13 protein-coding genes are annotated in these 12,027 nt (G+C 55.8%); 3 read left to right on the plus strand and 10 right to left on the minus strand.

From position 1 onward, the window contains the following. Positions 1–253 precede the first annotated feature (253 nt). Both C7534_RS00510 and C7534_RS00515 read right to left on the minus strand, forming a co-directional pair. A complete protein-coding gene (locus tag C7534_RS00510; protein WP_109784609.1) occupies positions 254–1,162 on the minus strand; it encodes an alpha/beta fold hydrolase in 909 nt (302 codons plus the stop codon). A gap of 107 nt (positions 1,163–1,269) precedes the next feature. Continuing rightward, positions 1,270–1,746: a hypothetical protein gene (locus tag C7534_RS00515; RefSeq protein WP_109784610.1), complete on the minus strand. Its 477-nt coding sequence runs from the start codon at positions 1,744–1,746 to the stop codon at positions 1,270–1,272. A 236-nt stretch (positions 1,747–1,982) separates the two neighbouring features. Here C7534_RS00515 and C7534_RS00520 point away from each other — a divergent pair, with 236 nt between their 5' ends. After that, the gene (locus C7534_RS00520; RefSeq protein WP_109784611.1) at positions 1,983–2,651 is read left to right on the plus strand and encodes an ATPase; all 669 of its coding nucleotides are present in this window, start codon (positions 1,983–1,985) and stop codon (positions 2,649–2,651) included. A gap of 112 nt (positions 2,652–2,763) precedes the next feature. On the opposite strand, the gene C7534_RS00525 is transcribed toward C7534_RS00520, so the two are convergent. The 5 genes from C7534_RS00525 to C7534_RS00545 all read right to left on the minus strand — a co-directional run bounded on the left by C7534_RS00525 (position 2,764) and on the right by C7534_RS00545 (position 7,054). Next, a complete protein-coding gene (locus C7534_RS00525) occupies positions 2,764–3,693 on the minus strand; it encodes a hypothetical protein (protein ID WP_109784612.1) in 930 nt (309 codons plus the stop codon). A 47-nt stretch (positions 3,694–3,740) separates the two neighbouring features. Next, positions 3,741–4,457 (minus strand): hypothetical protein, encoded by a 717-nt coding sequence (locus tag C7534_RS00530; protein ID WP_109784613.1) that lies wholly within the window; start codon positions 4,455–4,457, stop codon positions 3,741–3,743. Between the two features lie 423 nt (positions 4,458–4,880). Beyond that, positions 4,881–5,762, minus strand: coding sequence for a DUF1906 domain-containing protein (locus C7534_RS00535; RefSeq protein WP_109784614.1), 882 nt, complete (start codon positions 5,760–5,762; stop codon positions 4,881–4,883). A 294-nt stretch (positions 5,763–6,056) separates the two neighbouring features. Beyond that, positions 6,057–6,248 carry a hypothetical protein gene (locus C7534_RS00540; protein ID WP_077430316.1) on the minus strand — a complete coding sequence of 64 codons (192 nt, stop codon included), beginning with the start codon at positions 6,246–6,248 and terminating at the stop codon, positions 6,057–6,059. Then, positions 6,245–7,054: a DUF2092 domain-containing protein gene (locus tag C7534_RS00545; RefSeq protein WP_109784615.1), complete on the minus strand. Its 810-nt coding sequence runs from the start codon at positions 7,052–7,054 to the stop codon at positions 6,245–6,247. The genes C7534_RS00540 and C7534_RS00545 overlap by 4 nt, the downstream gene beginning before the upstream one ends. Positions 7,055–7,324: 270 nt before the next feature. Between C7534_RS00545 and C7534_RS00550 the strand changes: the two genes are divergently transcribed. Then, positions 7,325–8,113 carry a DeoR/GlpR family DNA-binding transcription regulator gene (locus C7534_RS00550; protein WP_109784616.1) on the plus strand — a complete coding sequence of 263 codons (789 nt, stop codon included), beginning with the start codon at positions 7,325–7,327 and terminating at the stop codon, positions 8,111–8,113. A gap of 221 nt (positions 8,114–8,334) precedes the next feature. On the opposite strand, the gene yghX is transcribed toward C7534_RS00550, so the two are convergent. From yghX to C7534_RS00565, 3 genes are all read right to left on the minus strand, one after another. After that, positions 8,335–9,222, minus strand: a complete 888-nt coding sequence (gene yghX, locus C7534_RS00555; RefSeq protein WP_109784617.1) for a YghX family hydrolase — start codon at positions 9,220–9,222, stop codon at positions 8,335–8,337. A gap of 51 nt (positions 9,223–9,273) precedes the next feature. Then, positions 9,274–9,717: a hypothetical protein gene (locus C7534_RS00560; RefSeq protein WP_046027673.1), complete on the minus strand. Its 444-nt coding sequence runs from the start codon at positions 9,715–9,717 to the stop codon at positions 9,274–9,276. A 97-nt stretch (positions 9,718–9,814) separates the two neighbouring features. Beyond that, entirely contained in the window at positions 9,815–11,578 is a 1,764-nt protein-coding gene (locus tag C7534_RS00565; RefSeq protein WP_109784618.1) for an L-lactate permease, read from the minus strand. A 192-nt stretch (positions 11,579–11,770) separates the two neighbouring features. Here C7534_RS00565 and C7534_RS00570 point away from each other — a divergent pair, with 192 nt between their 5' ends. Beyond that, positions 11,771–12,007, plus strand: coding sequence for a hypothetical protein (locus C7534_RS00570; RefSeq protein ID WP_046027671.1), 237 nt, complete (start codon positions 11,771–11,773; stop codon positions 12,005–12,007). The last annotated feature ends 20 nt before the right edge of the window (positions 12,008–12,027 follow it).

The raw sequence follows: 12,027 nt of genomic DNA on the forward strand, positions 1-12,027 counted from the left end.
TTCCCTATTCCTTGGAGTGATATGTTGGGCAATCAATGGCCCTGTTAGCACATCGACGGCTTCACTGTAGGCGGGCAGAAAAGGGCGGCGAAGTGTCTTGGCGTTACAGTCGCAGTGGTCATCAACACTGATTCGGACCGGCAGGTAACAGCTGGCGTAACGGGGTTGTATCAAGCCATGAAACAGCGTGGCGATCATTTGACCGCCTCGCCGTGGAACTGCATTGCCAATCACTCGTCCCTGTCGATTGGCATCACTGTGCAATGAAATCGCGAATCGCCTGAATAGTCGCTGCCGGCGCTTCTTCCATCAGCCAGTGACCGGCCCCCGGTATCACCACTTCGGTCACGTTGTCCGCCGCATTGCGCATGACGATTGCCTCATTGGCTCCGAAGGATTTTTCACCACCGATGGCCAGCACTGGCATGCTCAACCGCGTCTTCATCGACGCTTCGTTGTCCGCCGCGTCCTGGCGAATGCTGCGGAACTGAGCGAAGGCCGCGTGCATGACGCCGGGGCGGGCATAGAGCTTGGCGTAATGTTGGCGGGTGGCTTCATCGACTTTGCTGCGGTCGCCTGCGAACTCGTTCCAGAACCGGTCCAGGTAGATGCGTTCCCGGCCTGCCACCAGGCGTTCGGCGTCCGGTCCGCCGAAGTCGAAGTGCCATAGCATCGGCGAACGCACGATATCGTTCCAGGGTGGAATGCCGGGTACCGGCGCGTCCATGACGACCAGGCGATCAGTCAATTGCGGATAACGCGAGGCGTAGGCGAAGGCGACCATCGTGCCGATGTCGTGGCCGATGACCACCGAATGCTCGATCCCCAGTGCCGCCAATACCCCGCGGATGTCACCGGCCTGGGTCTTTTTGTCGTAGCCGCTTTCCGGTATCGACGACAACCCCAAGCCTCGAAGGTCCGGCACCACGACTGTGTGGTCCTTGGCCAGATTCGCCGCCAGTGGCGCCCACATGTCACCGGTGTCGCCAAAGCCGTGCAGCATCACCACGGCAGGTCCCTTGCCGCCGACGCGCACATGGATCTTGACGCCTTCGACGCTGATGTCTTTTGTCTGGAACGCCGCAGGGAACGGTGTCACCCCAGCCTGCGCCGGGAGGCTCAGTGCTAGCAGTAAGGCAGTGGTCAGCAGGGTACGCAACATAACGGTGTCTCCCAACGTACGCGTGGAATGTCACGTACCCCCCCAGCCTGAGCGGGATACCGATTGCAGCAGCGTAGACGGCTTTTCAAAGACAGATTTGCTGTCCGTTACTGGACACGTTTTTCCATGGTCTCTTTCAGTGCTTCGGTCACCAGGGCAGCCACAATCGGTTCTGAAGTCGAGCGCATCTCGCTGCCGACGGTGGCTTGCTGTGCTTTTACTTTTTCGACGTATTGTGAGGTCGGACCGTCCGCGACGAGCGAAGCCAGTTCTTCTTCAGAGAATGACTTTTCATAGGCCTGTGCCAGGTTCTCGTCCCATTTTGGCTGGTACTTGGGCAGCAATGCGGTGATTTCCTCGGAAACGATACGGTCGGCGTCGGCACTGCCGAGCTTCTCGGCAATCATCGAGTAGGACACCGTTCCCTGCGCCGTCGACATGGCAATGGCCGGGAGGTTACTGCCCATGTGTGCCTTGGCGACAAGTGCGCGTGCTTCATTCAGGGCCGGTGTTTCGGCGAAGGCAGGGCTTGAGAGTGAGAACAATAGGGTCAAGGCGATAGCGGCAGAAGCAGTCCAGTTCAAGTTTGGGCTCCATGAGTGATAGAGAAAAGGGACGTCAGAACAGCGTAGACCGAAAGCCGCGCTTTGCGACGGGCAGCGTTTTCCTATTGAGAGGTTACGCACGCCAGGCCCGATTCAGGCCCGTTGCCCAACCATTCGTTTAATCAATAATCACCATCAAGGAATGCAAGTTCTGTTTTTTCGCCAAGGGAGGAGGATAGCTGCATACCGAACTCGCCTTTGAAGGAACCTGAGCGATGAAAATGTCTACCTTGCTGGCCTTTATCGCCGTATTCACCGGCAGCGTCGCCGCCACCGGGCCGGCTTACGCGGCTGACCAGTCGTGCCATTTGCCGCCGGTCGCCGACAGTACAACCCATCTGCAACATGCCCAGACCGTGGGCGTGCTCTACAGTGAAAACACCCTCAACACCCTCCAATACCTTGAGCAGTACCATGCGGTGGCGGTGAACGGTGCGAAAAACCCTCAACTGGATTCGCGCATCAGCAACGCCTTCGTCAACAGTTCCGACCCGCAGCTTGCGATCAACTGGCTGATGGGCTCGCTGCAAAAAGAGTTCGGCTCGGTGACGGTCTACGACAACCTCGACGCGCTGGTGCAGGCACGCCCCGACGTGGTGGTGATGCTGGATACCTACAGCCGCCTGGTGTCCAAGCGCAACAATCAGGTTGAAGCGCGGTTCATGGCCAAGTTCTACGATGCGAACCTGCAGTACATCGGCAAGGCCGAAGGTTCACGCGCTCAGCAAATGCCTTCGGTCTGGGTGCATGGCAAAGCGGCCCCGGAGATTGCAGCGCAGATTGACCGGCAGACTGAGCTGCAAGTGAATGCGCTGAAGCAGTTTGATGCTTCGCTTAAAGCGCTGGTGACTGCGGGCACTGTGGCGCAGGTGGCGAGTAACTGAACCTGGCCTCCCGATGCTCAGCTTCAGCACGGTTATTGAATTCAATTCAATTGCCGGGGCTACCGTGCAATCTCAAACTTGTGAGTCGATGTGCGGGTTATCGCTGAGTTCATTAGGGTTGCTGGCGAAAATGCCGGTAGAGCACCATGGGTCTCTTCATCACGCCGAAACGCTCGCTATGGCGCGCTTTCCCCTTGCAATCAGGGTCTGTGTAGGCCTTTAGTTGGGTTTCGATTCGTTTGCCGTCAGCGACCTGGTTTGCCTTGTCAATTGCACACTTTGCGGTGACTGGGCTCGAGTTTCTAATGCGGCTATTGATCATCGCTTCTTCTACAGAACCTCCTGCCGCCAAAACCGCTTGGTAGGAAGGCACCCAGACGTTCGTCAGCCATTGATTGATGATAAAACTCTGAACATCTTTCTGGCGTAAGGCTGTGCGTATCCAATGCCGGAAAATCTGCCAGTCTTCCAGCGTCGTTGCGCCGTTCATGTGTGCACCGCAGTAGCTGCTACCGCCGCCATAGATGTCGTGAGCGAACGGTTTTGCGTCAAGATCGAGGGTGATTTCCGAGCGTGGCGTAGAACAGACTCCACCTCTAGCCCGGATATTGTCGAAGTTGATCCCGCGCAGATTGAAAAATTGGTCTGCCTTGGGGGCCAGCGTTAGATGATTTAGTTTAATAAAGTCGAACAAGCGCTTGAGTTGAGCGCTGTCTGTATGGTCGACACCCACACCCCCCACTGCATAGCTCATCAGGTGTTTTCCATCATTGCCTCTTTGTGCACCCTTCCACTGCTTTCCCTCCGGATCCTCCGGGAGCAGGCCCCCTGGGGTCACTCCCCACGCCGCAGCTGCGGTAATCAGGGTCAATGCGCCGAGGCCTGCCGTGGACTCGATTTTGTGCGGGTCATATTGCTCAACCCATTGCTTGACCCATTGAGCAGGGATTTGTTCACCATAAAAATCCGAGCTGTCTTCAGCGGTGGGGCCCCAATCTCCAGCTTGCAGAATCGCCACTAAGTCAGGTTCTGGAAGGTTCATATCAAAGTCCTAAAATTGCTTTGAAGAGGGACGATGGTGGTCTGTGGTCATGAAGCAAAATATTCAACTATCAGCACTTCTTCAGGGGTGATAGCACCCTGGAACAGTTCGTCGAAACCTGTGGCGGGTAACTCCACTCCTTCGTGGCATTTACAGATATCGGTAATAACTTCAGATATCGTCATCGGATGGTTTTTGAGCAATTGCTCCAGATCGCTATCCCGCCAGGCAATCGCTGGATTGGGCCTTTTGTTAGAAGCTGCGTAAGCTGGCGAATGCCAAACACACGCTGACCCTTCTGGCGGCATAAAGGCGGGTTGTCCTCTAAACGGGAACTCACAATAAAACATTTCCCAAATGGCCCACACATTTGCTTTTGTTGCTTGCCGACGAAGCTGGTCGTGAAAGTGTGATGTGTTCTTCGTGGTTTGAATTGAATCCCAGCAGTCTTTATGAGTGCTCAGCCGGGGCCACTTGGCTTCAAAAATACCAACCTTCATGGTGTGATTGGTGATGTTGTGGAAAATGATGCACCCATCGGCGCCGAATTTTCGCTCATGCGGGGGGTGAAGTTGTTGGATGCGTGAACTTAAACCGAAAATTTTTAATGCGTTAATACTGTGTCGGAAAAAACTGGTGAAATTAGAGGTGTAATCGTTTTCGGTCGTGATGTGGTTGGCAATCAAGTCAGAGCGTGCAAGTTTGTCCGCTTGATAGGCGCAATTTTTTATAGTGGAGATTATTCCCGCTGGGAAAATTCCCATGCTTAATTTCCCTGTGTTGATTTTCTATTTAAGTCGCTATTGCCAGTTGCTGTTGGAAGTACAGCGTAGCCTTTGTTAAATCTGTCGGCCAACCGTGATTAGATTATTAGATAATATTGAATGTTTCGTTTTGAGATAATTCAGCGGTCGTCCGAGTAGTTGCTTCTGGACTTAAGGGGGGACCCATGTCTACCGGGCCTAGTGGCCCGGTAGGCGTTTCAACTATCACTGACAATTGCAAATCCTGATCGCTCAATCACGCCGCGAACTACGCTGCGCCACCCCAGAAACGCTGACCGGGGTGAGCGGGCGCCCAACGACGGTTTCGGCCGAGGAAATTGTGTTGTGTACGCCTGGGATCAACTGCGTTTCACCGCGTTCAAGGGCCATGGTGCCTCCTGCTCGATTGAAACAGCCCGGTAATCAACTCAACTCTTTCAAAAAAGCCGAAGCCGCAAACCCGTCAATCAACCCGTCACCCTGAAGATCGATACTTGACCATTCGGTATTGACCGGTTTCGCGGTAACCAACTGGCCGGGCTTCAAGCTGCTCACTACGCTGTACTCGGTACCAGGGCCGCCGCGCAGCCTGAGGCTGGTGCGCGATATCACTTCGTGGGTAGCGGCGGCATGGGATGTCGCGACCACCGAGGTTTCGACCGGTAGAACGAAAGCCCCGAAATCGTTGGCGTGCTGGGGATTGATGAGGTTGTAGTCGAGGTCCAGGCCGCACAATTTTGCCGATGGGGCTTTTTGCTCGATGTGATAGGTGCCGTTTTTTATTGCGTCTTTGGTCCCGCGAAATCCGGACGACATGGCCAGCCATACCAGTGAACACAGGCCGTTTTTTGTCAGCGCATTGGCCGTTGCGCCAGAGCCATAGATACCCACCCGATAGGCTGGCTGAGCACCGGAGATCTCGTTGAACGCCCGCTGCACCCCTTGGAAATAAGGAATGATGTCGCTGGTGATTTCGTTGGTGCTGGCATCGAAGTCGACAGAGAAATAGATCCCCGATCCCTCGGGTTGCCCGATGTCGTTGAGGGCGTATCGGTAGGCTCTGCGTCCCGCCTCATAGCCTTTGATTTCCGAGAAATCGGCGGCATTGTCCTGTCGTTGTTGAAACACCACGGCGATGTTCATGCCTTGCGCGCAAATGGACTGCGCCTCTATAAGCGTCAAGCATTTGTCTGGAAACGTTTTTGAGTTGCTGAAGTTGTAATAACGGATAACAGTTTTTACGTTTTCTTTCGACAGGCAACGGAGTTTTGTCGTGGTGTTGTAGGGGGTGTCGATAATGAGCATGATAAGTTTCCTTTCAGGGGGAGCGCACTTTGCCAACTGCGTGAGCCGAGAAGGTTGGGCTCGGACATATATAAAAGGCGTGTTTTGCAAGTGCGTCAATATGCGAGGAAATTCACGTATGACGAAAGTTGTAAAAGTTATGAGTCAGTGTTAATTGGTTGTGACAAGGTTTGATAAAAAAATGAGAATATTTAAATATTTTGCACCGGTATTTTATATTTGTTTTGTTACTTGCCGGGCCGAAAAGTCCGGCAAGTTTTCAATTTATAATCAATCGTTATAAGCACTGGCCCTTCAATCACGCCGATTGCTACGCCGCGCCACACCCGAAACGCTGACCGGAGTAAGAGGGCGTCCTACGACGGCTTCGGCCGAGGAAATGACACTGTGTACGCCCGGGATCGATAGGGTTTCGCCGAGTTCGAGCGCTGCGACCAGAACAAAGCCCACCAGCACCAAGCCACCGGTTTTTATCAAGCCGTTCATTTGGCATGTCCTCGCACAAAGTTTTTCGGTAAGTCATCGCCGTTGGGCACGTCTTTCAAGTCGACTTTCTTGGCATCCGTCGAGTTATCAAACGTGAAGTCGTCAGCGGCAACCTCTGTGCCCGTTTTCCAGTCACTCAACTGAATGCTGTACTGCGGACCACCCTCGACTTGTTTTGAGGTGATGACATAGCGGCAAGGGTAAGGACGCTCGCCTTGAGCGATCCAGATTTGCCAATCAACTTCCTTGGTTCTGAAGGCCAGGTGATCGCATTCGACGCCACCGATGACGCCGCTGCCCAAGTCTTTTATGTCGGTCACTCCCACCATCAACGCTTCCTGGGGGTTGGACCCAAACAGGTCGGCACCGGCTATTGGCCTGTCGTACTTAACCCTTAACTCATCAATCAAATGATCCAGCGTGCCGGTGATGGGCACTTGCGTATAGGCATTCACATTTTTGCCCAGCACAGTCAGCGTCTTACCGTCATACAGCATTTCGATATCTGCAAATCCGCCAGTGCGGATGTTGCGTATTTTGTCTGGCCGGCTGATTACCGTCGTGCCGGAAGCGGCGAGGGCAAGTTTCTGTTTTTCTTTGGTGACGACTTCAAAGTTGGTGTCGTAGTTGAACGATATGTTTTTTTGCGCTGACATATAGTCGGACATGTTCTTTAGCAAATTTTTGGCGTACGCCTCATCTGCCAGCGAAATGATCGGTTGGCTCAATCCGAGAATCAGCGCCAGCCCGGCCCCAGCGACACGAACGGCCGAGGGTTGGATTAACTTACGGGCGATCTTTTCCATGGAAGTTCACCGCTTCGGGAATGCCGGGTTGACCAGCGTGGAATTACAACGTTAGTTCCATCACCGTCATTGCGCCGCGTATTGCCCGACCGCTAATCGCATTTACTCAATGATCAAATCTGGTCGTTTGATCCAGTCCATGTTGTCTGTTTCGTGACTGTTGCCAATAAGCGAGGGGACACCTGCCCATTTGCCGCCCCGGTCCCTCCCGATTGTGTTTACCCGCCTGTTTGGCTAACCTCGCACAAACCCGCAAAATCAGGCATAAACATGCAAGATCAGCATTCCATCGCCGAGCTCCCTTCGGTGCGCCGGCAAAAAATCCTCCTGATCCTTGAGCGCGACGGCAAAGTCATGGCTTCAGAGTTGAGTCAGCATTTTGCGGTGTCCGAAGACACCATTCGTCGCGATCTCTCCGAGCTTGCCACCGCCGGCCTGGTGCAGCGGGTGCACGGCGGGGCGCTGCCGCGACCGAAAGACACGGGCAAGGATTTTTTCACTCGGGTCAGCGAAACCGATGAGGTGAAAGCGCAGTTGGCGCAACTCGCGGCGCGCCGGGTTCAGGAGGGGCAGATTGTGCTGTTCGATTCGGGCAGTACAACGCTGCAAATTGCGCGGTCGCTGCCCTCGGACATCTCCATCACGGCCATTACCGCGTCGCCGATGATCGCCATCACCCTGGCCGAGTACAAAGGCATCAAGGTGATCCTGGCCGGTGGACAGCTCAACCCCGCGACGATGTCGGCCAGCGGGCATGAAACCCTGCGGCTGATCGAAGGCATCAAGGCTGATCTGTTGTTCACCGGTGTCTGCGCGATTCACCCGGACGTCGGCATCAGCTCGCTGCATTTCGATGAGGCGCCCGTGAAGCGAGCGATGCTTGCCAGCGCTTCACACGTGGTGGCGGTGATTACGGCGGACAAACTCGGGGCGGTGGAGCCGTTTGTGGTTGCACCGTGCAATCGCATCCATACACTGATTACCGAGCAACACGTAGCGTCGGGCAGCGTCGAGGATTATCAGCGGTTGGGCATTGAAGTGGTTCAGGTCGATGCCTGAGTTCAGCCATGCCCCAACGCAATCGCAAACGACACGACGATGAGGCAGGCAAAGGCAAAATTTAAATTCATGAGGGTATCGTCCGACTGATCCGAAAGGACGCCATCATGAATTCGTCGAAGAAAAATAAAAAATTCGGCTTCGTGATTTAAAAGATCGAAGGAATTGATACCTGACCAGGCGTTCCGCTTGTTGCGCCTCGGCAGTCGTTGGCCAACCGCCTAAACCAGATACTTGCGAAACCACGCCACGGTGCGGTCCCACGCCAGTTTCGCGGCGGCTTCATCGTATCGGGGCGTCGAGTCGTTATGGAAACCATGATTGCAGCCCGGATAGATGTAGGCCTCGTAGGTTTTGCCCGCTGCTTTCAGCGCTTGCTCATACGCCGGCCATCCTTCATTGATGCCTGCGTCCAGTTCGCCGTAATGCAGCAGCAACGGTGCCTGGATCCGGGGTACGTCTTCCGCCTTGGGCTGGCGACCATAAAAGGGTACGGCTGCCGCCAGTTCCGGATACGCCACGGCCGCGGCGTTGGAGACCCCGCCGCCGTAGCAGAAGCCGGTGATGCCGACTTTTCCGGTGGTCGCGTCGTTTTTTGTCAGCCATTCGATGCCGGCGAAAAAATCATTCATGAGCTTTTCCGGATCGACCTTCGCTTGTAGCTCCCGACCTTTGTCATCGTTGCCGGGATAACCACCGACCGAACTCAGGCCGTCGGGGGCGAGCGCAATAAACCCGGCTTTGGCAACGCGTCGGGCGACGTCTTCGATGTAAGGATTGAGCCCGCGGTTTTCATGCACGACCAACACCGCCGGCACCTTGCCGGTGACTTTGGTCGGGCGCACGAGATAGCCGCGCACATTGCCGTGGCCCTTGGGCGAGGGGTAGGTGATGTACTCGGCGAAGATGTCCGGGTCGGTAAACTCCACTTGCTCGGCGAGCGCATAGTTGGGGCTCAGGGAGGCGAGCAGTGCGCTGGCGGTCAAACCGCCCAGGGTGAACAGTGCCGCACGATCGAGAAACTCTCGCCGATTGATCTTGCCATGGGCGTAGTAGTCGTAGAGTTCGAGCAGTTCGGGGGCGAAGTCTTTGGCGGTTAGGCGGTCCATAGGGGCGCTTCCCGTTTGGTCAGGATTTGAATCAGTAAAGCAGTGATTGTCTCAGGGGCACTTATTTTCAGTCGTTGCCTGAGCTTTGCAGGGCGTGGGTTCTGGGCACGTGTAGTACCAGGTCACCCCGATTGCAGCCAGGACGATCAATGTGGACAGGACATGGAATATTCGAACAGTCCGTGGTTTCACTGCTTGAACGACAAGCCTTTTGCCGACCGGGCCCGTTTCATCCGAGGCCAGCCTGACGGCTTCGCCGAATCTGCGAAGCTCTTTTTGTGACAGGACAATTACCCATTGACTGGCCATTGCAAAAATAAAGTAGCTGACTGCAATCAGCAGGTAGGTGGTAGCTGGCCATTTACCCTTGTCGCTTCCAATGGTGTAACCCAAGACAGCAATTGAGATGACCTGAAAGTAGGCCCACAGTTTATGGATGCTGTCGCTTTGCTTCTGATAAATGTCGAACGCATCTTTGAATGCAACGTCAGTCATGATTTAGCACCCCAGCTTAAACTTCGACCGACAGTGGGTTTTGTCGCCACAACCCGGACGTTCTTTGCGGGTCGTGGCAAACAAAAGGGCCTACCGACTAATGCCCACCCACCACCATATGACTGAACGGCGCCACATACGCCTGCAACGTCACCAACCCACCGACCAGAATCGCCAGCACGATGGAGTGGAAGAACACATAACGCAGAATTTCCCCTTCATGCCCGTACCAGCGCGTTGCGGTGGACGCGACCACGATTGATTGCGCATCGACCATTTTGCCCATGACCCCGCCGGAGCTGTTCGCCGCTGCCATCAGCACCGGGCTGATCCCCAATTGTTCGGAGGTCACCCGTTGCAAGCCGCCGAACAGCACGTTGGACGCGGTGTCCGAGCCGGTCAACGCCACGCCGAGCCAGCCCAGGAGGGTGCCGAACATCGGGTAGAAAATGCCGGTCGCGGCGAAGGCCAGGCCCATGGTGGCGTCCAGTCCGGAGTAACGCGTGAGGAAGCCCAGGGCGAGCATCGCCGCAATGGTGATCAGCGAAAAACGCACCACCCACAATGTTCGCAGATACTGGTGAATCAGCTGCGGGATGGAGTAACCCATCAGCAAGCCACCGAGGATTGCCGCCAGCAAGATGCCGCTGCCGGTGGCGGTGAACCAGGTGAATTTATAGATCGCTTCCTCGGTTTTCGGTGCCGGCACCACGGGTGGCACTTTCTCGACTTGCAGGTGCAGCGTGGTGAACGTCACGATCGGGGCGAAAATCGGGTTGGCCTCGCGCATCGGTTTGCCTTGCGGGTCGAGCTTGGCTGCGCTGGTTTGCGGATCGATGGCCGGGCGGGTATCAAAGGTGTTTTTGAAACCTTGGGTGCCCCAGATAAAGACGAACACCGTGAGGATGATCCACGGCATCCACGCGCGCATCACTGCAGGCTTGGCATCATTGGCAAACGTCGCGCTGGGTGCGGTTTTCTGTTCATGCTCGGCATCGATTTTCGAGTTGTCGACACGCCCGGTCAGTGCGGCCGAAGTGTGCACCGAGGCCGGTTTCCACACCTTGAGAAAAGCCGTCAGGCAGGCCATGGAAATCAGCGCGGCGATCACGTCCACGAGCATCGGGCCGTGGTAGTTGGACACGAGAAATTGCGGTATCGCGAAGCTGACCCCCGCCACGAGAATCGCCGGCCAGATTTCCAGCATCTTGCGCCAACCGGCGAAGGCCCAGATCAACCAGAACGGTACAAGCACCGAAAAGAAGGGCAGCTGCCGACCGACCATCATCGACAGCTCCATTTCATCCAGCCCGGTCACTTTGGCCAGGGTGATGATGGGCGTGCCCAGCGCGCCGAAGGCCACCGGTGCCGTGTTGGCGATCAACGCGAGGCCGGACGCGGCGAGGGGCGAGAAGCCCAGCCCGATCAGGATCGCACCGGTCACCGCCACCGGCGTACCGAAACCGGCCGCGCCTTCGAAGAAGGCACCGAAACAGAAGGCAATCAGCAGCAACTGCAGGCGTCGATCGTCGGTGATGCGTGCAATGGAGTCCTGCAGCACTTTGAACGAGCCGTTTTCGGTGGTCAGCCGGTGCAGAAAGATGATGTTGAGCACGATCCAGCCAATCGGCAGCAAACCGTTGGCGGCACCGAACAGCGCCGCCGAACCGGCCATGTTCGCGGGCATGCCGAAAGCGAAAATTGCGATCAGCAAGGCGGACGCCAAGGCGAACAATGCGGCCATGTGCGCTTTGATGTGGAAAAACGCCAGAGATGCCAGCATCACCACCACCGGCACTGCCGCCATGAGCGTGGAAAGCACCGGGTTATTGAAGGGGTCGTAGACTTGTTGCCAAACCATGTTCCACCTCTGCTTTTTATTGTTGATCGTGCAGGCCCCGGGCGGGGTTGGTGGGAAGGAGTATAGGTGGCATTACGCCGCTGTCTCGGCAGGTTCATCGCCGTGACCACCGGGTGCCGTCCGACGATGAACTTCTACTACGCTCAAAAAGAATGACTGGCCCGATCCATTCACAATGAGAGGGAGACAGCGATGACTGAACGCCACGAGGAACACAAGGAGACGCTTTCCAACGGATGCTCGATCAGGGTCAAGGCCGAGATACTGAAAGACGGCTCCCTGAAAATGTTGATCGGTGTGTACCGGCCGGACGGTTCGGTCATTGAAGAGGACCACCATCCGTCGCCGCACCTGTTGGACATGGAGGACGCGATGGACTGGGCCATCGAAAAGGCCAAAACCGTCGGCAACAGTCAGCAAACGCTGTAAGAGCGGTGCAGCACCGCTCT

Origin of the sequence: Pseudomonas sp. OV226 (assembly GCF_003148705.1) — a bacterium.
Lineage (GTDB): Bacteria > Pseudomonadota > Gammaproteobacteria > Pseudomonadales > Pseudomonadaceae > Aquipseudomonas.